The 23078-nt window shown below is 38.7% G+C and carries 17 protein-coding genes; 14 read left to right on the top strand and 3 right to left on the bottom strand.

What is annotated here, in order from left to right; all coding sequences use genetic code 11:
* Together ACSBFT_RS17345 and ACSBFT_RS17340 are read left to right on the top strand one after the other, a co-directional pair.
* Positions 1–1674 carry a carboxylesterase/lipase family protein gene (locus ACSBFT_RS17345; protein WP_463045293.1) on the top strand — a complete coding sequence of 558 codons (1674 nt, stop codon included), beginning with the start codon at positions 1–3 and terminating at the stop codon, positions 1672–1674.
* 11 nt (positions 1675–1685) lie between these two features.
* Complete coding sequence (locus ACSBFT_RS17340) at positions 1686–2432, top strand: MBL fold metallo-hydrolase (protein ID WP_489601715.1); 747 nt, start codon at positions 1686–1688, stop codon at positions 2430–2432.
* Here ACSBFT_RS17340 and ACSBFT_RS17335 read toward each other — a convergent pair.
* Positions 2429–3343, bottom strand: a complete 915-nt coding sequence (locus ACSBFT_RS17335; RefSeq protein ID WP_489601714.1) for an EamA family transporter — start codon at positions 3341–3343, stop codon at positions 2429–2431. The two genes, ACSBFT_RS17340 and ACSBFT_RS17335, sit on opposite strands and share 4 nt — an antisense overlap.
* Positions 3344–3520: 177 nt before the next feature.
* On the opposite strand from ACSBFT_RS17335, the gene ACSBFT_RS17330 reads away from it, so the two are divergent.
* Genes ACSBFT_RS17330 through ACSBFT_RS17320 form a run of 3 tightly spaced genes read left to right on the top strand, consistent with a single transcriptional unit; the run spans position 3521 to position 7095 of the window.
* Positions 3521–5029, top strand: a complete 1509-nt coding sequence (locus ACSBFT_RS17330) for an MmgE/PrpD family protein (RefSeq protein WP_489601712.1) — start codon at positions 3521–3523, stop codon at positions 5027–5029.
* Entirely contained in the window at positions 5026–5922 is an 897-nt protein-coding gene (prpB, locus tag ACSBFT_RS17325) for a methylisocitrate lyase (RefSeq protein WP_489601711.1), read from the top strand. The genes ACSBFT_RS17330 and prpB overlap by 4 nt, the downstream gene beginning before the upstream one ends.
* Positions 5923–5979: 57 nt before the next feature.
* Entirely contained in the window at positions 5980–7095 is a 1116-nt protein-coding gene (locus tag ACSBFT_RS17320) for a bifunctional 2-methylcitrate synthase/citrate synthase (RefSeq protein WP_489601710.1), read from the top strand.
* 699 nt (positions 7096–7794) lie between these two features.
* On the opposite strand, the gene ACSBFT_RS17315 is transcribed toward ACSBFT_RS17320, so the two are convergent.
* A complete protein-coding gene (locus ACSBFT_RS17315; protein WP_489601709.1) occupies positions 7795–9414 on the bottom strand; it encodes a tetratricopeptide repeat protein in 1620 nt (539 codons plus the stop codon).
* Positions 9415–9968: 554 nt separating this feature from the next.
* Between ACSBFT_RS17315 and ACSBFT_RS17310 the strand changes: the two genes are divergently transcribed.
* The 9 genes from ACSBFT_RS17310 (at position 9969) to ACSBFT_RS17270 (ending at position 21842) form a co-directional block, all read left to right on the top strand.
* On the top strand, positions 9969–11183 hold the full coding sequence (locus ACSBFT_RS17310; protein ID WP_489601707.1) for a glycoside hydrolase family 117 protein: 1215 nt from the start codon (positions 9969–9971) through the stop codon (positions 11181–11183).
* Between the two features lie 18 nt (positions 11184–11201).
* Positions 11202–12218: a zinc-dependent alcohol dehydrogenase gene (locus ACSBFT_RS17305; protein ID WP_489601706.1), complete on the top strand. Its 1017-nt coding sequence runs from the start codon at positions 11202–11204 to the stop codon at positions 12216–12218.
* A 27-nt stretch (positions 12219–12245) separates the two neighbouring features.
* On the top strand, positions 12246–13010 hold the full coding sequence (locus ACSBFT_RS17300; RefSeq protein ID WP_489604849.1) for an SDR family NAD(P)-dependent oxidoreductase: 765 nt from the start codon (positions 12246–12248) through the stop codon (positions 13008–13010).
* A gap of 15 nt (positions 13011–13025) precedes the next feature.
* Entirely contained in the window at positions 13026–15539 is a 2514-nt protein-coding gene (locus tag ACSBFT_RS17295) for a glycoside hydrolase family 2 protein (RefSeq protein WP_489601704.1), read from the top strand.
* Between the two features lie 22 nt (positions 15540–15561).
* Complete coding sequence (aldA, locus tag ACSBFT_RS17290; protein WP_489601703.1) at positions 15562–17007, top strand: aldehyde dehydrogenase; 1446 nt, start codon at positions 15562–15564, stop codon at positions 17005–17007.
* A 6-nt stretch (positions 17008–17013) separates the two neighbouring features.
* Positions 17014–18105, top strand: coding sequence for a mandelate racemase/muconate lactonizing enzyme family protein (locus tag ACSBFT_RS17285; protein WP_489601701.1), 1092 nt, complete (start codon positions 17014–17016; stop codon positions 18103–18105).
* Between the two features lie 22 nt (positions 18106–18127).
* On the top strand, positions 18128–19717 hold the full coding sequence (locus tag ACSBFT_RS17280) for an apiosidase-like domain-containing protein (RefSeq protein ID WP_489601700.1): 1590 nt from the start codon (positions 18128–18130) through the stop codon (positions 19715–19717).
* A 72-nt stretch (positions 19718–19789) separates the two neighbouring features.
* A complete protein-coding gene (locus tag ACSBFT_RS17275) occupies positions 19790–20818 on the top strand; it encodes an aldose epimerase family protein (RefSeq protein WP_489601698.1) in 1029 nt (342 codons plus the stop codon).
* A 31-nt stretch (positions 20819–20849) separates the two neighbouring features.
* Positions 20850–21842: an L-rhamnose/proton symporter RhaT gene (locus tag ACSBFT_RS17270; RefSeq protein WP_463045307.1), complete on the top strand. Its 993-nt coding sequence runs from the start codon at positions 20850–20852 to the stop codon at positions 21840–21842.
* Positions 21843–21913: 71 nt separating this feature from the next.
* On the opposite strand, the gene ACSBFT_RS17265 is transcribed toward ACSBFT_RS17270, so the two are convergent.
* Positions 21914–23074, bottom strand: a complete 1161-nt coding sequence (locus ACSBFT_RS17265; protein WP_489601696.1) for a mandelate racemase/muconate lactonizing enzyme family protein — start codon at positions 23072–23074, stop codon at positions 21914–21916.
* Between the last annotated feature and the right edge of the window lie 4 nt (positions 23075–23078).

The following is a 23078-nucleotide window of genomic DNA, read 5'->3' as shown; positions in this document are numbered from 1 at the left end:
ATGAAATCTAACAGACGTATATTTTTTAAACAGGCGGCCGGTGGAGCAGCAGGGTTGGGAGTTGCGGTTTCTAGCTTTTCGTTGGCATCTTGTGATAATAATAAGCACAACGCGGCATGTGAGGCTGCCACCAGTGAAGAACCCATTTTGAAAATAGGGGATGGTATTGCTATTGTAAATACCGAATATGGTGATGTTCAGGGTTTTAAATTAAGAGGAATAAACACTTTTTTAGGAATACCTTATGGGGCAGACACTTCTGGAGCAAATCGCTTTATGCCTCCTAAACCTCCAGAAAAATGGACTGATATAAAACCGGTATGGTGGTGGGGAAACTCAGCTCCACAACAAATGGCAGGTAGATATAGTAACCCAGGTTCCACCTTTGTGGATCATTGGAATTATGATGATGTTAGTGAAGATTGCTTAAAACTTAATATTTGGACTTCTGCCATAAATGATAAGGTGAAAAGACCTGTTATTGTTTGGCTTCATGGCGGTGGTTTTAAAAATGGAAACGGCATTGAGCAAGACGGTTATAATGGAGAGAATATTAGCCGGAAAGGAGATATTGTATTTTGTTCGCTAAATCACAGGCTAGGAGCTTTAGGTTTTACAAACTTGGCTGCGGTAGGAGGAAAGGATTTTGAATCCTCTGGAAATGTGGGGATGTTGGATATTGTTTTGGCATTGAAATGGGTGAAAAACAACATTGAAAACTTTGGTGGAGATCCGGATAATGTCACTATTATGGGACAGTCTGGTGGTGGTGCTAAGGTTTGTACCTTAATGGCGATGCCTTCTGCTAAAGGTCTTTTTCATAAAGCCATTCCATTAAGTGGTTCAAGGATAAATGCCCAAGAAAAGGCGGATTCTGAAAAATTAGGCTCCAACGTATTGAATGCGTCTGGATTAAGCATAAAAGAACTTCAAGCGTTGCCTTGGCAAGAGTTCATTGATATTGCCAATTCGGTAGAAGCTAAATTTAAAGAGACGAGACTAGAAAGTGATGGTAGAAGAATTGGTTTTGTGCCAGTAGAGAACGCTATTGACATTCCAATAGGGGATTTTTTCTCTGACCCTGAAGGCCTTTCTTCGGATATACCTATGATGTTATGTACTACGTTTCATGAGTGGTCGCCTAGTAAAAGTAATCCAAGTTTAGAAAGAATTGGCTTTAATGATGTTATAGCTGAAATGAAAGAGAGTTTTGGAGATAATGCCGTTAAGGTGATGCAATCTTTCAGAAGCAATTTTCCAGAGGCAAGTCCTATTGAGATTTACGCTTTAATAGTAAGTTCACGACAAGACGTTATTAAAACGGCGAATACAAAATTAAATCAAACAGCACCTGTTTACTTAGCATGGTTTGGATGGGAGCCGCCCCACTTTGACGGGAGGTTAAGAGCATTTCATTGTTTAGATATATGCTTTTGGTTTTTTAATACGGATTTGATGTATACCCATACCGGCGGAGGATCGAGGCCTCGAGAATTGGCCGAGAAAATGTCGGATGCCTTATTGTATTTTATTAGAACCGGAAATCCTAATGGTTCTAGGTTGCCGATTTGGCCGAAGTATTCATTAAAAAACGGTGAAACAATGATTTTAAAGGATATTCCAGAAATGAAAAATAATCCAGATAAAGAGGCAAGAGCTTCTTTGGTATCTTAGCTAATATGAATATGAAAAGGATTGTTTTCGCGTTTTGTTTTTTTGCCGCTTCTCTTGGAAGCTGGGCTCAGACAGATGTTTTACCAGCTGAAGTGTCAGATGTAAAAATGACACCAATTTTCCATGCTTCTGTGGTTTTGGAATGGAATGGTAAGACTATATATGTTGACCCTTATAATGGAGCGGAAGGGTTTAAGGGTTTTGCAAATGCTGATGTTATTGTTATTACACATGCTCATGGAGATCATATGAGTTTGGAAACGCTCGGTGGTTTTAATCTGGCGAATACAATCGTTTTGGCTCCTGAATCTGTCGCGTCTAAACTTGGGGGATTACCTTTTAAAGAAATAATTTCCATTAAAAATGGCCAAATAGATGCTAGAAATGGAATAGGGGTTGAGGCTGTCCCAATGTACAATTTACCGGATGATGAATCTTCCAGACATAAAAAAGGATGGGGGAATGGCTATATCATAACGCTTGGCGGTCAGCGATTCTATTTTTCTGGAGATACCGAGGACATTGCAGAGATGAGAAACCTTCAAAACATTGACTATGCATTTGTTTGCATGAACTTACCCTATACCATGACGGTTGAGGCTGCGGCTTCAGCAGTTCTTGATTTTAGACCTAAGCATGTTTACCCATTTCACTATCGCGGTGGTGACGGTGAGTTTTCTGATATCGAGAAATTTAGGGATATCGTGAATAAGACAAACCCAAATATTGACGTAAGGCTCAGAGAGTGGTATAATTAAAAACTTCCCTTTTTCTTTCTCCCAACGGTCATAAATACAATGCCCACCAGAATAATCAAACTGGCGATAATAGAATTATTGCTCAGGGTTTCATTGGCTATATAATATCCAAGAATCATAGCTACTACAGGGTTAACAAACGCGTAGGATGATGTTAAAATAGGCGGGGCATTATTAATGAGCCAAACATAAGCGGTATAGCCAATATAAGAACCAATAAATATTAGGTATGCTAAAGCACTAAAGCTTTCGAGCGATATGTTTGCAATAGAGCTTACTTGATTTTTTTCCAGAATAAATGAGGCCAATAAAGCGATTAGACCCCCAGAGAGCATTTGGATACTCACACCTTGTGAACCCTTTGATTGCTTGGTTTTCAAGCTTATTAAAGAACCATATGCCCAAGCTATTGAACCAAGAAAAACTATTGAAATGGGAAATATCTGAGCAATGCCTATTTCTCCTTTTAGGCTAAAGGGGTTAAAGATGAAAAGTACCCCAATAACGCCGAGAATCATTCCAATGCCCGAAATCTTAGAAGGACTGGTTTTACTAATGAAGAAATAATCTATGGCGAAAACCCAAATGGGTAGTAAGGCTACCAAAAGTGCTACCAAACCAGAAGGTATATGCAGGATGCCAAAGGAAACGGAACTGGTGCCTATTCCAGTCAAAAGAATACCAATAGTAGCACTTCCCTTCACTTCTTTTTTGGATTTTGGAAGTCCGTGCCTTATTACTGAAAATATAAAAAGTAAAAATCCGCCAAGGGTAAACCTGATTCCCGTTAGTAATAAAGGAGGTAAATCTCTTATCCCAATTTTGACACCCAAGTAAGTGCTTCCCCAGATAATGTATACCAGTAAAAGGTTGAGGAATAATTTGCTTTTGTAACTTTCTAAAAAGAGCATTTAACCATGTTTAATATGGCATATAACCTTTGCAAATGTAGTCTGAATATTAATATTTCATGTTTTGTATTAATGAATTATTTCTTAAGTGCGGTTGATTTGCCATACTAATTTTAGAAAATAGGATGATTCCGTCTTAAATTGCTAAACTTCAAAGAACAAACTAAATCTAGTCCTATGAAAAATCACGAGGTAAAAGTATACCCCTCAAAATATAACCTTAGAAAAGAAGACCAGTTAGCTTGGAAGCTAGCGGCCATGGTGACAGATAATGTAACTATCTCTAAAGAGGTAGAAGACATGGTAATCAATAGAATTATTGATAACGCCTCGGTGGCGGTAGCCTCATTAAACAGAGAACCCATTATAAATGCCAGAGCTCAGGCATTAGCTCATGTTAGATTAGAAAACGGTGCTTCCGTATTTGGTTTGCCTAACAATATTAAAGTACATGCCGAGTGGGCTGCATGGGCAAACTGCGTGGCGGTAAGAGAGCTAGATTATCATGATACTTTTCTTGCCGCAGATTATTCGCACCCTGGTGATAGTATTCCGGCAGTTTTGGCGGTAGCACAGCAGCTTGGATTAGGCGGGGAAGCTTTATTGAGGGGGATAGTGGCGTCTTATGAAGTTCACGTAAACCTTGTAAAGGGAATCTGTTTGCATGAGCATAAAATTGACCACGTAGCTCATCTTTGTCCTGCTCAGGCAGCAGGTGTTTGTGCCCTTCTAGGTTTAGATACCGAAACCACTTATCAGGCTATTCAGCAAGCATTACATGTGAGTATTAGCACGCGTCAGTCTCGTAAAGGAGAAATCTCTAGTTGGAAAGCCTATGTACCTGCCCATGGAGCAAAACTGGCGATAGAAGCGGTGGATAGAGCCATGAGAGGGGAAGGAAGCCCTTCGCCGATTTATGAGGGAGAAGATTCTGTTATCGCTTGGATTTTAGATGGTCCAGACGCTAATTATACCGTTCCCTTGCCTGAAAAAGGGGAAGAGAAAAGGGCAATATTAGAAACATATACCAAAGAGCATTCTGCCGAGTATCAATCGCAGGCTTTGATAGATTTGGCTTTTAAGATGCGAAAAAGCATCAAAGACTTCTCTGAAATAAAGAGTATCTTGATAGAAACATCGCATCATACACATTATGTGATAGGAACAGGGGCAAACGACCCTCAGAAAATGGATCCTAATAGTTCTAGAGAGACATTAGACCACAGTATTATGTACATTTTTACGGTAGCTCTAGAAGATGGTTTTTGGCATCATGAAAAATCATATAACAAAGAAAGAGCTAACAAGCCAGAAACGGTTAAACTTTGGCATAAGGTAGAAACCTTTGAAAAGGAAAGATGGACAAAACTTTACCACCATAAAGACCCAGACAAAAAGGCTTTTGGCGGTAGTGTAATTATCACGATGAATAATGGCGAAGTCATTTCGGATGAGCTGGAAAGAGCGAATGCTCACCCTGCAGGTGCCATTCCTTTTGTGAGAGAAAATTATATCAAGAAATTTGATATGCTAACGGAAAACATCATTACCAAAGAAGAGCGTGATAGGTTTATTGGTTTAGCCGAAGAGCTGTCCAAACTGACTTCAGAAGAGGTTATGCAATTGAATGTCCTAGCTCCTGAAGGCTATGTAGTTGAATCAAAAATTAAAGGAATTTTCGGATGATAACGAATCAATTAAGTCCTTATACCAAAAGAGAGAATTTTGTTGCCGCTCTTAAATCGGGCAAATTATTACGTTTCCCGGGGGCTTATAATCCCATGGTGGGCATGCTGATTGAGCAAAAGGGTTTTGAAGGGGTTTATGTTTCCGGTGCGGTCATGGCAAATTCCATGGGTTTGCCAGATATTGGCTTTACTACAATGACAGAAGTGTGTCTTTTTGCTTCGCAAATTGCCAGAATTACGGCTTTGCCAACCTTGATGGACATTGACACGGGATTTGGTGAGAGCATGAACGTGGCACGCTGTATTCATGAAATTGAACATGCCGGACTGAGTGCCTGCCATATGGAAGATCAGGTGAACCCTAAAAGGTGTGGTCATTTAGATAATAAGATTATAGTTCCTGTCAATGAAATGGTGCAGAAGATTCAAACGGCAGTTAGAGCCAAGTCAGACCCTAATTTTATGGTTATGGCAAGGACAGACGCCAGAGCTTCGGAAGGTTTGGAAAAAACAATAGAGAGAATTAAAGCCTACGTAGATGCTGGTGCAGATATGATTTTTCCTGAAGCGATGTATTCTGAGGCAGATTTTGAAGCAGTCAGAAAAGCCGTTTCAGTACCTATATTGGCCAATATGACGGAATTTGGTAAGTCAAAACTTCTGAATGCGACACAACTTAGCAATTTGGGCGTCAATGTAGTCATTTACCCTGTTACCATGCAAAGACTTGCTATGAAGGCTGTGGAAGATGGTTTAGATATCATAAAAGAGCAGGGCACTCAAGAACCGATTTTAGATAAAATGCAAACGAGGAAAAGGCTGTACGAGGTATTGAAGTATGAAGATTATAATGCCTTTGACAGTGATATTTATAATTTTAAACTGGACTGATTGATGCTACCATTTTTATGGCATCAATTCGTTTTAACATCAATAAACCCTAGAATAATGAACGAAGAACCTATAATTTATAAAGGTTTAGCCGGCGTAACTGTGGATTATACAAGTATTTCCAAAGTCATGCCTGAGACCAATTCTTTGACCTACCGGGGTTATGCGGTGGAAGAGCTTTGCGAGAAAAAGAGTTTTGAAGATGTAGCTTATTTGTTGGTAAATAATGATTTACCCAATTCCGAGGAAAGAGCAGTCTTCACTGACAAAGAAAAATGTCAAAGAACGCTGTCAAAAGAGCTCTTGAATATTCTTGAGAATTTACCAAAAACATCACATCCAATGGATAGCTTACGAACAGGTGTAAGTGTTTTAGGCTGTGAAGATACCCGAATTTGGGATAGTTCTAGAGAAACCAATATGGATAAATACATTTCTCTATTGGCTAAGATTCCAGCAATAATTGCTGCGTCTTATAGGCACAAAATCGGTCAGGATTTTATTCCTGCTGATAATAAGCTAAGCTTTTCGGAAAACTTCTTTTATATGTGTTTTGGTAAAGTACCAGCACCAGAGGTTATCAAAGCTTTTGATGTTTCTTTGATTTTGTATGCAGAACATAGTTTTAATGCTTCCACATTTACAGCCAGAGTCATTACAAGTACTACTTCCGATATTTATTCGGCGGTTACGGGTGCCATTGGAGCATTAAAAGGACCATTACACGGAGGTGCCAATGAACAAGTTATGCACATGCTAAAGGAAGTCGGAGCTAAAGAAAATGCGGAGGCTTGGATGCTGGACGCCTTGTTGAACAAAAAGAAAATCATGGGTTTTGGGCACCGAGTTTACCGGAATGGAGACAGCCGTGTACCGACCATGAAAAAATATGCGTTAAAAACAGCAGAATTCACAAACAATCTAGCTTTGATGGAAACATCCGAGAAGCTTGAAGAAGTCATGGTGAGCAAAAAGGGGATTTACCCAAATCTTGACTTTCCTGCAGGGCCGGCTTATTATATGATGGGTTTTGAAATAGAAATGTTTACGCCAATATTCGTTATGAGTCGTATAGCAGGTTGGTCGGCTCACATCATGGAGCAAAACGCCAGCAATAAATTAATAAGACCATTAAGTGCTTATGATGGCGTGCCTCAGAGGACTATTAAGTGAAGGAAATTTAATTTCCTGAATTTTTTTAGACAGAAAATTAACAAATCTCCTGCTTTTTTATCTCCTGTTTATTAATTATTAATAAAGCATTAACTCTATACGTTGATATTTGCGAGCGAAATTTATCGTAGTTAATTTTTGTCAGGGAGTGTTTATATAAGGTGATTTTGATGTCTGTACTGTTTTAGTACAGGCTCAAAATTCCGTTTATCTCATTACTTAAGAATATCGCTGTCCCACCGATGAATTATCTTCTAAAATTTGGCTGGATTAAAAGATAGGTATGCTTTTTCATTGGCGTTCAAATTTAAGTTTTAGTCCTTCTAGGTTTATTCCATAGTCTTAAACAAAAGTTGATACGGAGATTGGGGTGAATATATAATTTGACCATAAAGCATAATGACCACTTCAAGAGATGATGCATTTTTTATTTTCAGGCTAACTAAAGCATGAGGTAAAGTCAATTAAATAAGAGATGGAAGTGTAATGAACGCTGATGTGTCAATTGTTGTCTTCTTGCTCTATATTTCGACATGCAAGCTGATATTCCAGAAATTGCGAAATCGATGCGGGCGTTCTTGTACAACAAGGCATTGAAACAATTACTTTGTTTTGTAATCAATTTCAATAGGAAGTGTGTCCTGAACAAATCTGACCGAATGAAAGAAATAAGGGAAAACTTGTGTTGCTATTTAAGGGCTAAAATTTCATTATAAAATCTGTAAGGTTATCATCTCTTTCTAAGCCTAGTTTTCTTCTAAGCCGGTATCTCGAGGTATGTACACTCTCAATAGAGATTCCTAGTAATTTCGACATGTCTTTGCTATTGAAATTAAGTTTTATCAAGGCACATAGTTTGTCGTCTCCAGCGGTAAGTTCTGGGAATTGAGCATGAAGGTTGTCGTAAAACTGACTGTTAATAGCTACGAAACGAGTTTCAAACTCTTCCCAGTTTTGGTTATGATTTACTTCTAATGATTTTACGGCTCTTTTAAGTTTATTGGGTTCTATCTGCCAGTCCATTTTCTCTAGACTGGATTTGAACTCATCAATAATTTCCTCCTTTTCTATAAGTTTCAAAGCCGAAACTGCCATTTCACGATTTTTTAATTCTAGTAGTTCCTTCGTTTTCTGAGCTTCCAACTCCTGATTTTTCTTTGCAATTCTTTTTTCAGCTTCGTATTTGTTTCTGAGATATTTAAAGGATAAAAGAGCTAGTGCAATAAGTGAAACTAAGGCAATTATAAGAATGGTTCTTTGTAGGAAAAGTATTTCTTCTGCCGATTCAAGTTCGTTTAATTTTTGTTTTTGAATAAGGGCGTCGGCTTTTTCTTGTTCTACTCTAAATTGGTCTTGAATCTCTAATAGCCCTCTGTTGTTTTCGCTTCGGCTATCAAAAAAAAGCATATCCAATTCTTTAACCTTTTTGAGTTCTTCATAAGCTAAAGGTAAATTTCCTTTCATAAAGTATACCTTAGAAAGGTATTCATGAATAAGGTTCGCGAAATCTCTGTGGCTGTCGTAGGTCTCTGAAAGCTCCAATGCTTTTCTATAATTTTTTTCTGCTTCGTCTAATTGGCCATTGGATTGGTAGGCTAAACCCTGATGTGTTAGGACCAAGACATTATAAGAGCGATTATGTATTCTAAACCATTCTCTTACTTCTTCAAATAGTTTTATGGCTTGATTAACTTTATTGGTATTCGCTAGAATTACGGCTTCTTCAAATTGAAGTTCGGCTAAAGGAATAGCCGAGGTTTCGTCGAAGTAAAGAAAACAGCTGTCTAAATATATTTTGGCTTTATCGAAATCTTGAAACTCTCTGTTTAAAGCACACATGGCGGAGTAGCTTTCGACAAGAATTACGGGTGACGCTTTTTCTTTGCTTATTAGCCCCTTTTTTATTTCAATAGATTTATTGACAAAATTGAACGCCTCTTTTTCTCTTTTGTAGAATCCATAATAACGGCCGATGTCCACATATAAGGAGCCAATTAGTTTTTCATTTTTAGATGCTGATGCTAAAGAAAGAGCTTTCCATAAGTAGTCGTAAGAAATTTTATATTTCGCGTGATGCCCATTTATGAAAGCTATTCGTCTAAGAACTTTGATCGCATTTATTGTATCATTTGAGGCCATGTAATCTTTGTAGCTTTCGTCCAGAATTTTTAAACTGCTTTTATAATCCGTAAATCTCAATTCATTTGCCTCCTTAAATTTTTTATCTGCTATAGGAGTGTTTTGAGCATGAGTTTGTACTGAACAGAAAACTAATGCTGTCAATACCAAAAAGAAAGGTAGCTGTCTATTGAAATTCATATATCTTGGATCAAAACAATGATTTAAGTCTATCAATTTAGCCAGAATTTCGTGCTTTGGCCTCTAATTATCTAGAGAAATGAGTATTTGTTCAGTTTTGGTCTAGTTTTCTTCGCATTTTACTAAACGGACTTTTACCACTATGATGAGTTAAAATTTTTTGTAAAAAGGAGTTTCAAGTTCTGCTAATAACTTGATTTTAGCTTTAGAAAATGTAATTCTTAAAGCATTTTATGACGCTTTTTGATGAATTTACTTTTTCAATGAATAAGTATTATTAAAGGAGTGTGAGAAAGAATAAGTTAAGATACCCCATTGCTTTTTTGAGTAGGTAAAAATGACTGGAACTTCAATTTCAGTCTTTTTAGAAATTGGATTCTGGTCAACTAATTTTCGTTTGTTCAGTTTTTGAATAGTTCGTTTCTATGGCGTATAGTTAATTATGTATTTGTTTTGGTAATGTGATAATCAAAACAATAATTAGCACTTTATCTTGAGTGCGTTTTGGGTTTCACAAGTTTTATTTCATCCCAATACATTAGTTTAATCATAAAATGAACTACTCAACCCAGCATTTAGTAAAAAGAGCCACAAACCCTTTTTTTACACTCCTGCTTTTCTTTTTAGTCTCATGTAAAGACACCAAGCCTGCTATTTCTCAGGCCCAAATTGATAAGCTAGGTATTACAGACGTCTCTCATATAAGTGCGGCGTCAAAAAGAGCACTTGACTGGCCTGCAGACCTAGGGAACGAATGGTTTTTGGAATTTGGAGGTCTAGAACCACTTAAAGGCGATTTGGCCTATGAGGAAGGTGTTGTTCGAAGAGACCCAAGTGCCGTTCTGAAAATTGAAGATACTTATTATGTTTGGTATACTAGAAGCACTGGGCCCACGCAAGGTTTTGCGGGAGATATAGAAAATGAAAAAGTTTTCCCGTGGGATAGAAGTGAGATTTGGTATGCAACGTCTAAGGATGGTTGGAAATGGAAAGAAGAAGGTATTGCAATAGCTAGAGGAGAAAAAGGTAGTTACGATGACCGCTCAGTTTTTACATCGGAAATTATGGTTTACGACGGCAAATATTATTTGTGTTATCAAACCGTAAAATCTCCTTATGTGGTTAGGGTAATTGAAGAAGTAGGAATAGCTTGGGCTGATTCTCCAAACGGACCTTGGCATAAAAGTTCTGGACCAATAGTGAGCCCATCTACTAATGGTGTTTGGAAAGGAACGGAAGATAATCGTTTTGCAGTAGAGAAAAAAGGTGATTTTGATAGCCACAAAACACATGACCCTTGCATTCTTCCTTATAAAGGAAAGTTTTACCTGTATTATAAAGGGGAGCAAATGGGCGAAGAGATTACTTGGGGAGGAAGACAAATTCGTCATGGGGTTGCCATTGCCGATAATCCATTGGGACCTTACGTAAAATCACCTTACAATCCAATTAGTAACAGTGGCCATGAAATCTGTGTGTGGCCATATAAAGATGGAATTGCATCATTAATAACTACAGATGGTCCAGAGAAAAACACAATTCAATGGGCTCCAGATGGCGTTAACTTTAGTATCATGGCTTCCATTAAAGGGGCTCCTCATGCTATCGGATTAAATAGAGAATTGACTTCTGATGAAGACCCTGTTCAAATTATGGGTTGGGGTTTATCTCATATATATAATTCAGGAAATTATCAAAGCATCATGCGTTTTGAGTCTCGCAAAGTAAGAGAACATAAAGCGGTTGGAGAAAAAGGAAATTTGAAATAGTTTAACAATAGCATTATTATGATTGTAACAAAATACGAAGGAAATAAAACCTTCAAGGTTTCTGAAGGAGAAAAGACACCCCCTCTGGCTGGAGAGGTACAGATTAAAGTAGCATACTGCGGAATTTGTGGAACGGATGTTCATATTTATCATGGCATGATGGATAAGAGAGTGGCGATGCCTCAAACCATCGGCCACGAAATGTCAGGAGAAATTTCTGCTTTAGGAGAAGGGGTTGTCGGTTTTGAAATTGGAGATAAGGTGGTTGTAAGACCGCTAGATAACAGAGCAGAGAAACCTTCAGATAAAGGTATAAGTCATATTTGTAGAGACCTGAAATTCATTGGTATTGATAGCCCTGGAGCGATGCAGCAATACTGGAATATTTTCGATTTTACAGTCCATAAGCTGAAAGCAGATACAGATTTGAAACTGGCTGCCCTTATTGAACCATTGGCCGTAGCTTGTCATGACGTACGCCTTTCTGGTCTTAAAGAAGGAGAAACAGCCGTAGTTTTAGGAGGAGGTCCAATTGGAATGTTGGTCGCTTTTGTGGCCAAAAGCCAAGGTGCCCAGGTTATCATTTCTGAGGTTAATCCAGTAAGAATAGCCATGGCGAAAAGTTGGGGTTTTGATGTCGTAAGTCCTCTAGAAACCGATCTGAAAGTTTACGTAGAAAGTAAAACTGAAAATAGATTAGCGGATGTCGTATTTGAAGTAGCGGGTGTTCAGCCCGCTCTTGATATTATGACGGAAATCGCTGGATTAAGAGGAAGAATTGTAATGGTGGCTATCCATGGCCAGCCTAAAAATGTCAACCTGTTTAACTTTTTCTGGAAAGAACTAAAGCTAATAGGAGCGAGAGTTTATGAACCTGAAGATTACGAAAAAGCCATTGAGTTGGTGACCATTAATGAACTGCCATTCGAGGAATTGATAACGGATGTGCAGCCTCTGAGCAACATTCAAAAAGCATTTGAAGAAAACGATTTAAACCCTAACGGTATGAAAGTGTTATTGGACTGTCAAGCATAATCAAACCAAGAAAAAATAGATATGAGTATTTTAGATAAATTCAAATTAGATGGAAAGGTAGCCTTAGTTACAGGTTGTAAAAGAGGTATTGGTAAAGCCATGGCTGTAGCTCTGGCAGAAGCAGGTGCCGACATTATTGGAGTAAGTGCTACACTGGAAAAAAACGGTAGTGCTGTCCAGAAAGCAGTGGAAGCCACTGGTAGATCTTTTAAAGCATACATGTGCGACTTTTCAGATAGAAGTTCATTATACGCTTTTATTAAGGAAGCAAAAGCAGATAATCCAGTCATTGATATTTTGATAAATAATGCAGGCACAATTTTGAGGACACCTGCTGCAGAGCATCCAGATGAAATGTGTGATAAAGTGGTAGAAGTAAACCAAAATGCTCAATTTATTCTGACAAGAGAAATAGGTAAAGAAATGGTTAGCCGTGGTTATGGTAAAATTGTTTTTACAGCGTCACTTTTAACTTTTCAGGGCGGTATTACAGTTCCTGGTTATGCGGCATCTAAAGGAGCTATTGGTCAATTAACCATGGCCTTTGCTAACGAGTGGGCATCAAAGGGAGTCAATGTAAATGCGATTGCCCCTGGTTATATCAGTACGGATAATACGGAAGCTCTACGTAAAGATGCCGACCGTTCTACGTCTATTTTAAGTAGAATTCCAGCAGGTAGATGGGGACAACCAGAAGACTTTGCGGGGCCAACAGTATTTCTTTGCTCAGAGGCAGCCTCATATATGAGCGGTTCCATTATGCTAGTCGACGGAGGTTGGATGGGCAGGTAATTAAAATAACTAAATATGAGAGTCCTAAAATTAGTCTTCTTAGTCATTTTCTTTAATTCCACTGTTTTTGCTCAGCCAGGATTAGAGAAGTCTTTGGAAAACAATAGTCAACACACGAGGGACTTGGGTGGCTATAAGTGGAAAATGAAAATGATGCTGCCAGGAGAAGGTATGAAAGCAGGCTTGCATCAGCTTCCTCCTACAGATTTGGAAACCAATTTTTGGAATGCTGCCAAGGTACCTGGTGATGTCTATACGGATTTATGGAAAGTTGGAGTCCTAGAAGATCCATATTTTGGAAGAAACAGTGTAAAAGCACAGTGGGTGCAGCAGTATGAGTGGTGGTATGCCTATCAATTTAATATGTCGGATGCTATAGAAGATAGGATGGTTCGTCTTGATTTTGAGGGCGTAGATTTTGCATGTGATGTTTGGCTAAATGGTACTTTCTTAGGACATCACGAAGGAGCATTTTCCCCTTTCTCTTTTGATATTAATGAGGCCGTTAGAGTAGCGAAAGATAGGTTGGGTAGTTCCAATTTATTAATGATACGCCTCGCTCCACCGCCAGCAGTCAATTCTTTGGTGGCCGGCAGGAAGACCCCTTGGTTTGGAGATTATTGGCGTGATTTGACACCTTTCGGAATTACAGGAAATGTTAGTTTGGTCTATACAGGTAAAAGTAGATTGAAAGATGTCTACTTAAGACCTCTTGTGAAAAATGAGAATAAAGCTTCTGTTTCTCTAGAAATTGAGATAGAGAATATAAGTAATATAGATAAAAACATCTCGATTAGTTCTATTATTGAAGGCAAGAATTTTAAAAGTGAGCCTGTTCAGAATACTTTCGACGTTATATTAAAACCTGGCATAAATAAGATTATAAGAGATATTCCTATTCCCAATCCGCAGCTGTGGTGGACTTGGGATATGGGTAAACCAAACCTATATTTGTCGAAGGTAAGCCTTAAAGAAGGAGAGAAAACGCTAGATATTAAGGAAACTGTGTTTGGCTTAAGGAAGATAGAAATGGAATGGAATCCAGGGTTTACCAAAGATGAAGTAAGTTTTCCAAGAACGACCGTTTTAAACGGTAAGCCCATTTTTATTAGATCTGCCTGTTGGGGTGGTCCCCCAGATATTTTTGTTGGTCGCACTACTGACGAAAAGTATAGAAAGCTAATAGCTTTGGCGAAGGAAGCTAATATGAATAATATTAGGATATTTGGTTGGCATCCGCCTGAAATACCACTTTTTTATGAGTTATGTAATGAGGCAGGCATTTCTGTTTGGCAGGATATCGTTCCCTTGGGAACAGGTAACTTTCCGCAAGAAGATGCTTTTGTAGATAGAATCATTAATGAAGCAGTGGATGTTATTAAAGTAAGAAGGAACAATCCATCGCTTATAATGATGGAAGGTGGTGAAGAGATGATGTTGAGAGCAACAGACCCAAAGGCAACAAGAATAATGCTTGAAAAGTTGGGTGCCAAACTTCAAGAGCATGTAGACCTACCGTTTATTCCAGATTCTCCATTGACAGATGAGCCTTCACTAGAGGCTGGTTTCAAACCAAAAGAAGCTGTTCATGCTTTGGCTTATTTCTATGGTATGGGAAGATGGCTTATGGAGGATTGGATAAAGTCTATGGACTATCCCATTGTACCTGAATTGGCGGTTACTTCTGTGCCAAATGTAGAGAGTTTGAAGAAGTTTATTCCAGAAAATGAAATGTGGCCACCGGGATTGAGTTGGGGACATCACTGGGCAGATCTTGATCACCTTAGAATGCAGAACTTCGACACATTTGGCGATGAGCGAACGGGTTCTTTACAAGAATTTGTGGATGCTACGCAAGATGCTCAGGGAACTGTATTTCAATTAACCATTGAGCACTTCAGGAGAAATAAGCCGAAAACTAGTGGGATAGCCATTTGCCATTTTATGACGTATTGGCCCGATATGAAATGGGGGATTATAGACAATTATCAAACACCCAAAAGGTCTTTCAATTTTGTAAAGACCGCTTATCAACCCGTTCTGATTAATCTAAATTTTGAGAAAAGAAGATGGACCAATACAGAGCCCTTTAAGGCCAGTGTTTGGGTGGTGAATGACTATTATAAGGACTTTGAAAATTTGAAAGCTTCTTATGAGATTTTAAATGAAAACGGAGACCTTTTGATTAGTAAAACTGTAAAAATTGATAAAGTTATGCCCAATAGTTCTAAGATGTTTTTTGAAATAAGTCAGGATGTTTTGAGCCAAGTGAAGAACTCTTTTGACGTTAAGCTTCAACTATCAGATCTTAGCGGAAATGAAATTTCAGCGAATAAGTATCATTTCTTAATTGGAGACCAATCCTTAGCGTCTTTAAAAATGAAGGAAATGGGCGAAGAACGCAAAAAGAGAAATGATCAATATACCTATGGAAATTACTTTATGTTTTTTCCAGAATATAATGGAGAGGGTAAACAAATAGAAAGCGAGACAGATAACATTTCAACGGTTGGTTTTCCAAAGAAATAGATAATACATAAATATTTGAAAAATGAATAAATCATTAAAGTTTAAACTATTTATTGATGGTAAATGGGAGGAATCAATCTCGAATGTAACGGAAGATATTCTTAACCCTTCTGACGAATCGGTGGTGGGTACAATAAATATAGCGGTTATAGAAGATGCCGAAAAGGCTCTTCAAGCGGCTACAGTGGCACAGAAGTTATGGGGAAAGTGGCCCGCTAGGAAAAGGGCGGAGTTGATGCGTAAGTTTGCACAAGAGATCAGGGATAACAAGGATTTCTTAGCTCATCTTTTGGTTAAGGAGCAAGGCAAATTAATCTCATGGGCCTATGGGGAGGTAGAGGCTACTTCAACTTTTATAGAGTATGCTTGTGATTGGGCACGACAGATTGAAGGCGACATTTTGCCGTCCGATAATGCAGATGAGCAGATTTGGATAAAGAAGGTTCCTAGAGGTGTGGTGGTAGCCATTACAGCTTGGAATTTCCCATTGGCTTTAGCAGCAAGGAAAATAGGGCCCGCTTTAGTCGCAGGTAATGCTGTGGTGCTAAAACCTACCCCTGATGCTCCATTAGCTACATTGGCACTTTGCGATATCGCTAATAAAGTAGGGATTCCTGCTGGTGTGTTAAACATGGTAACTGGCGGTGTGGAAGTAGGTAAATATCTAGTAGAAAGCCCAAAAACTAAAATGATAACCATGACAGGTAGTACGCCTACCGGCCAGGCTATTTTTCGTTCTGCCGCCAATAATTTGGCCCATGTTCAGCTCGAGTTAGGAGGGAAGGCTCCATGTATTGTTTTTGAAGATGCGGATTTGGAAAAAGCGGCTATTGGTGCATTGCATTCCAGATTCGATAATTGTGGTCAGATATGTACATGTAACGAACGAATGTATGTCCATGAAGACGTATACGATGAGTTTATGGAAATATTCATGGCTAAGGTTAGAGAGCTAAAGCTCGGTGACCCTATGCTAGACGCTACCGATATTGGGCCTAAAATGAATGCGGCAGGTGTAAAGCAGTTGGAGGCTATCGTGGAAGAGAGTATAAAGGATGGTGCTCTCCTATTATATGGCGGTAAGAAGCCAGAAGGAAAGGGATTTGAAAAGGGCTATTGGTTTGAGCCCACCATTTTGGCGAATGTTAGGCAGGATATGAAAATTGTTCATGAAGAAACCTTTGGGCCAGTTTTGCCAATCATAAAGTTTAAGGATTTTGATGAGGTGGTAGGTTACGCCAATGACAGTGAATTTGGTTTAGCTGCCATGGTTTTCACCAATGACTTAAAAAAGATAATGCAGTTGCAGGATGAACTGGAATTTGGTGAAATATATATCAATCGTGGTCACGGAGAGCAGCACCAAGGCTTCCATAATGGACTCAAAATGAGTGGTACAGGCGGGGAAGATGGCAAGTATGGATTTGAGCAGTATTTAGAAAAGAAAACTTTTTACGTAAAATATTAATTGATAGTGGCTTCTTTAATTAAAAACATCGAGACTCGCTTATTTGAGGTACCTCTTCCAGAAGTGCTTTCAGATGCCAAACATGGAGATCATTTTCATTTCGAATTAGTTACTTGTACCATTACGTTAGAAGATGGAAGCGAAGGGACTGGTTATACGTATACAGGAGGAAAAGGCGGACATGCTATTAAAGCCATGATTGAGCATGATTTTGAAATGGCTCTTATAGGTAGGGACGGTGATGATATTGCGGGTATTTATGATTTTCTAGAATGGCACATACATTATGTGGGTCGTGGAGGTATTGCTTCATTTGCGATTTCTGCTGTTGATATTGCTTTATGGGATATTCGTTGTAAAAAAGCAGGGCAACCGCTCTGGAAAATGGCTGGAGGAGCTGGCAATACCTGTAAGGCATATTGCGGCGGTATAGACCTCATGTTTCCTTTAGAAAAATTATTGAATAATATAAAAGGCTACTTGGCCGCAGGCTTTAGTGCGGTTAAGATTAAGATTGGTCGTGAAAACTTAGAAGAAGACATTGAGCGTATCAAAGCCGTGAGAGAATTGATTGGTCCAGAGGTTATATTTATGGTGGATGCCAATTATTCTATGTCTGTGGAAAAGGCCATTGAAGCGGCTAATGCCTTCAGGAAATATGATATTCTATGGTTTGAAGAGCCTACTATTCCAGATAATTATAAAGGTTATACTGAAATAAGCAAAGCGACGGGAATACCATTGGCTATGGGAGAGAATCTCCATACCATTCACGAGTTTGAGTATGCTTTTGAGCAATCCAACCTTTCTTTTATTCAACCAGATGCATCTAACTGTGGTGGCATAAGTGGTTGGCTAGCGGTTGCTGAACTTTCAAGGGCCTACAAAATTCCAGTGTGTTCACACGGTATGCAAGAACTACATGTTAGCCTGATTTCTGCACAATCTAACAGCGGATGGTTGGAAGTTCACAGTTTTCCAATAGATCAATATACGCATCGTCCACTTGTGGTAGAGAATCAAAGAGCTGTGGCACCAGATGCTGCAGGTATTGGTGTAGCCTTCGATTGGGAGAAACTAAAGCCTTTTGAGAAATGATAAAAACATAAAGCCCTAAGCCATGAAAAAACTAATTGTACTCATCTTTTTATTTCAATCTTTTTTAATTTCTGGTCAATCTTCCATTCAACAATGGGAAGTGAAAGACGTTCCTGTTGAAATTGATTTCCCAAAAGGAAGTAATCCTTTTGATTTAAATATTGAAGCTTATGTAAAGGGCGAAAATAGCAGTCAAACGATCCCCTTATTTTATAACGGTGGTAAGGAGTGGATTCTTCGGTTTTCATCAGCCCAAACAGGAAATTATACTTATCAGGTTTTAGGGGATTGGAAAGTAAAATCCAATGCTAAAGGTGAAATAAAGGTAAATGAAAATAAAAAGGAAGATCGGCATGGAGCAGTGGTGCTGAATCCCACCAACAAAAAACGTTTCTTTTATGAAGATGGAACTCATTACTTCAATTTAGCTTTTGAGTGTGATTGGTTATTTGCTTTAGATTATAATCAAAAGGAGCTTAAAAAAACGGAGCAGCTATTAAACACCATTAAAGAAAATGGTCTAAACCAAGTGGTGATGAATGTGTATGCTCACGATGTCGTTTGGGAAAAAGACGCATTGTTAGAAAAACACCCGGAACATGAATATGGTGGCAAAATGGATATGTTTCCATTTTTAGGGAACAATGAAGAACCCAACTTTGAGCGGTTGAATACTACATTCTTTAAACATCTTGATAAGGTTATTGCTTCTTTGCACGATAAGGAAATTACGAGTCATTTGATGATTTATGTTTGGAACAAAGCCGTGAATTGGCCTGATATGAATACCGCGGCCGACAATCGTTATTTCGATTATGTGGTAAAACGTTACCAAGCATACCCTAACATGGTTTGGGATATCTCTAAGGAAGCACTTTTTTATGGAAGGGCGTCTGAAGAATATATTTTGGAGCGGATAGAAAGGCTTAGGAAGCTAGATAAATACGGTAGGATTCTTTCGGTACATGATTATGGTTTTTGTTCTAGAAACCCAGAAAAGGTAGATTTTATTTCTAGTCAAAACTGGACAGGGACGCTGTACCATTCGATGTCAAATATGAATGAGAAATTCGCTAACAAGCCTGTTTTTAACATTGAACATGGTGGTTATGAAGAGTCGCCTTATGTCGTTTTTACAGGAGCCTATATTAATCCAGAAGTTTGTTTAAGAAGGAACTATTTGTGCCTTTTTGCTGGGGTATATTCTACGTACTATTGGCAAGGAACCTCCTGGAATGTTGTTATTCATAATCCATTTGAACAACCTTCAGACTTTATAAAACCTAAGTTTGAATATTATAAGCACTTAAAAGGTTTCTTTGAAAAGTATAACTTTAAGGACTTCTCGCCATACCCTAATGCTAATTCTAGTGGCTATTGTCTAAGAAGGGAGGATGAAAAAACGTTACTCTATTATTTCCCAAAAGAAAACTATCACATCAAGCTTTGGCCTGTTCTGAAAAATCTAAAAGGAACATTCACTTACCAGTTTTTCAATACCATTACTGGCGAGTATACCGAAGAGGATACCTATGAGAAAAAACAAGGAGATGGAATAAAGTCACCTTGGTATGAAAAAGAGGATGCCATATTAATCCTGAATATTAAATGATAGGACGGGTTTGGAAAGAATACTACGGGCTTTGTCTCCCCTTTGACTGAATACCTTAGATAAGAGAAATCAATGATACAGAATTCTATTTTTGGCAATTATAATGATCAGGAAGTACGTCTGTATAGCTTGATAAACGCAAACGGTATGGAAGTCAAAATATCTAATTATGGAGCTACCATTACTTCTATAACAATCCCGACTGATAACGGAATAGATGAACTGGTGGCTGGTTTTGATTCTTTAGAAGGCTATTTTGGTGAAGCTTATAAGGAGAATTCTCCCTACTTTGGGAGCACGGTTGGCAGAGTGGCTTCTGTAATTAAGGATTCAAGTTTTATTCTCCATGGTAAAAAGTATGCGTTGAAGGCAAATGCAGGTTCTGACCAATTACATGGAGGTCCAGACGCTTTTGATAAAAAAATATGGAATGTCAAGGTACATGACAATAGCCTTGAAATGAACATATTTAGCCCTCATAGCGAAAATGGATTTCCTGGAAACTTAGACATCAGCGTTACGTTCAGTTTAGATGATAGTAATGCTCTTTCTATAAAATATGAAGGTCGCACAGACCAAGACACGCCTATTTCGCTTACAAATCACACCTATTTTAATTTAAACGGTTTTAAAGAAACCATTCATGGCCATAAGGCTCAAGTTAGTGCTTCTAGAGCTTTAGAAACGGATGCAGATTTTGCACCTATTGGGCGGGTTTTTAATGTGACCAATACACCTAGTGATTTTCAGGAGACGACTTCCTTTTCTGAGGTTTTTGAAAAGGTAGAGACGGGCATACTTCAATATTACATTTTTGATGACCCGAGTAATAGCTTAAGGTCTGTGGCAAGTTTTGAAGAGGAAGTATCTGGTCGAAAACTGGAAGTTTTAACGACAGAACCTGGGATGCTTTTATACACGGGGTATTTCGCCTCTAATGAGCTGAAAAGAGAAAATGGTATTGAGTATGGTAGTTTAAGAGCTTTTTGCTGTGAAACCAGTCGCTGTCCCAATGGTGTGAATGATGATAAACTGCCAGGAACTATAACTCGAGCAGGAGAAAAGTATCAAAGTGAAACGGTCTATAAGTTCACTTTTTGAAAAGAAAAATCAACCCTAATCTTATAAAAATATGTTAACTGGAATCTTATTTGCTCTATTCGCGGGTCTTACATTAGGACTCTATGCTCTTCCCGAAAAGTTTACTAAGGACTTTGAATTTGAGAATACTTGGGGGCTTTTCTTTGCCATAAATATGTTAATAGTGCCACCACTGGCTGCATTTATGTTTGTGGATGGTCTAAATGATATTATTTCTTCATTGCCTATAAATGTTCTTTGGGGCATGGCTCTGGGTGGAATTCTCTGGGGTGTCGGTGTAATGATGTGGGGTAAGGCCATTAACTATGTTGGGCTTTCTTTGGGTTTTTCCATTTTCATAGGAACGGTGATACTAGTAGGTTCACTAATACCTTTTGCGGTGAATGGTTTACCAGAAAATAATGTATTTCTGACTATTATGGCAGGTATTATGGTTGTTTTGTTTGGTGTTATTTTCAATGGAAAGGCAGGCATGTTACGGGAGAAAGAAGGGCTTTCTGGGAAGAAAAACATGTTTGCGGGTATTGTAATTGCTATTATTGGAGGCTTATTGGCAACGGGTTTTAGTTATGCCAATGCCGTAGGAGGTGAAGTAATAAGTCAAGCCAGTGAGGCTCAGGGAAACGCCTCTTGGGTAGCATCTGTGGTAATTATGCTTATCATTTATCTTTCAGGAGCTCTTTTTGTAATTCCTTACTTCATTATTCAGTTAAGTAAAAAGAACCTTTGGGGTAAATTTAGTACAGCAGCTTTAGGAAAAAATATTGGGCTGGCGTCTATTATGGCGGTTTTGAATTTTGTGGCCGGAGTAGCTTTTGCTTATTCTGCTTATTTGCTGGGTAAGATAGGTGGAACGGTAGGTTACGCCATTTATAACGCCGTGAGTGTGGGCGTGGCCATGTTTAGTGGACTAGTTACCGGCGAATGGCAATCTGCCAGTGGAGTAGCAAAGCGATTTTTATACATGGGATTGGCTGCCATGATAACGGGTGTAGTATTGATTGCTTTGGGGAATAGCTTTTAATCCGTTGAAAGAAAAAAGCGAAGCACTTATATTTTGCATAAATGCTTCGCTAATAAATCTAAAAATGGCTCTTACCAGTTGGTGTAAGAGCCGTCTCTTTTCTTCAATCTCGGTATATCCATCATGACAAATTCTGAGCTTAAGGCTAGTTCTTCGTTGAATTCTACACCTAAGCCAGGGGAAGTTGGAATAGCGTATCTGGAACCTTCTAAAACAGGCTGTACAGGATAAAAATTAGGGTCATCAAAGCCAGGATTCGCTACCGGCGTATGAATTTCTTCTAAAAAAGCAAAGTTTGGGCAAGCCGCTGCCAAATGAATAGTAGCTGCAGTGCAGATGGGGCCAAGTGGATTATGGGGCATTAGGTCTATATAATGCGTCTCAGCCATAGCGGCAACTTTCATAGACTCGGTTAAACCTCCCACGTTACAAACGTCAATTCTAGCGTATTGTGTAATTCCTCTTTCTATAAAAGGTTGAAATTGCCATTTGCTAGCAAACTCCTCGCCGATGGCAAATGGAATATCTATCATTTTGCGTAAGCTTTCATAAGCCTCCGGCGATTCATCGCGAATAGGCTCTTCTATAAAATCAAGTGTACCTTTCGGCATTCTGTTCATAAAAGAAACGGTTTCTACAGGTGAAAGACGATGATGATAATCTATTCCTAGTGTTACAGATGTGCCAATCTCCTTTCTTAATGCTATCATCCATTCTGCCATTTTACTGATAGATTCTCTTGGTTCAAAAATGGAGCCGTCGCCTTCAGCTTCAAACTCTGCAGGAGCTAGTCTTAATACATTCCAGCCTTCTTTGACCAAGGTTTTGCCCATAGTCATCAATTCTTCCTTGTTGGTAAACCTTAAGGAAGCAAAGCAGTCTACATAGTCTCGTTGTTTTCCTCCTAAAAGCTCATAGACAGGAACGCCAAGGGCTTTTCCTTTGATGTCGTAAAGAGCGATATCGATAGCAGAAATAGCTGCTGTAAGTACACGGCCTCCTTCAAAATACTGTCCGCGATATAGGTCTTGCCAAATGGCTCCAATTTGGAATGGGTCTTTGCCAATAATAGCGGCTTCAAAGTGTTTAATGGCACCCATGACCGCAAACTCTCTTCCTGTTAAGCCAGAAGTTCCCCATCCGTAAATACCAGAATCTGTGAGTACTTTGATAATGAGTGAGCTTCTACCGCCAATGTTGGTAGGGAAGCATACAACTTTAGTGATTTTCATTGAA

The sequence above is a fragment of the Arcticibacterium sp. SM2516 genome (assembly GCF_057914865.1).
This window is presented reverse-complemented; position numbering and strand designations above follow the sequence as displayed.

Coding starts and splice junctions, on each gene's coding strand:
- ACSBFT_RS17335 (WP_489601714.1), bottom strand. CDS start 3,343: ATGCTCTTTTTAGAAAGTTACAAAAGCAAATTATTCCTCAACCTTTTA.
- ACSBFT_RS17320 (WP_489601710.1), top strand. CDS start 5,980: ATGAACGAAGAACCTATAATTTATAAAGGTTTAGCCGGCGTAACTGTG.
- ACSBFT_RS17265 (WP_489601696.1), bottom strand. CDS start 23,074: ATGAAAATCACTAAAGTTGTATGCTTCCCTACCAACATTGGCGGTAGA.
- ACSBFT_RS17340 (WP_489601715.1), top strand. CDS start 1,686: ATGAAAAGGATTGTTTTCGCGTTTTGTTTTTTTGCCGCTTCTCTTGGA.
- ACSBFT_RS17275 (WP_489601698.1), top strand. CDS start 19,790: ATGATACAGAATTCTATTTTTGGCAATTATAATGATCAGGAAGTACGT.
- ACSBFT_RS17315 (WP_489601709.1), bottom strand. CDS start 9,414: ATGAATTTCAATAGACAGCTACCTTTCTTTTTGGTATTGACAGCATTA.
- ACSBFT_RS17310 (WP_489601707.1), top strand. CDS start 9,969: ATGAACTACTCAACCCAGCATTTAGTAAAAAGAGCCACAAACCCTTTT.
- ACSBFT_RS17305 (WP_489601706.1), top strand. CDS start 11,202: ATGATTGTAACAAAATACGAAGGAAATAAAACCTTCAAGGTTTCTGAA.
- ACSBFT_RS17345 (WP_463045293.1), top strand. CDS start 1: ATGAAATCTAACAGACGTATATTTTTTAAACAGGCGGCCGGTGGAGCA.
- ACSBFT_RS17280 (WP_489601700.1), top strand. CDS start 18,128: ATGAAAAAACTAATTGTACTCATCTTTTTATTTCAATCTTTTTTAATT.
- prpB (WP_489601711.1), top strand. CDS start 5,026: ATGATAACGAATCAATTAAGTCCTTATACCAAAAGAGAGAATTTTGTT.
- ACSBFT_RS17270 (WP_463045307.1), top strand. CDS start 20,850: ATGTTAACTGGAATCTTATTTGCTCTATTCGCGGGTCTTACATTAGGA.
- ACSBFT_RS17330 (WP_489601712.1), top strand. CDS start 3,521: ATGAAAAATCACGAGGTAAAAGTATACCCCTCAAAATATAACCTTAGA.
- aldA (WP_489601703.1), top strand. CDS start 15,562: ATGAATAAATCATTAAAGTTTAAACTATTTATTGATGGTAAATGGGAG.
- ACSBFT_RS17295 (WP_489601704.1), top strand. CDS start 13,026: ATGAGAGTCCTAAAATTAGTCTTCTTAGTCATTTTCTTTAATTCCACT.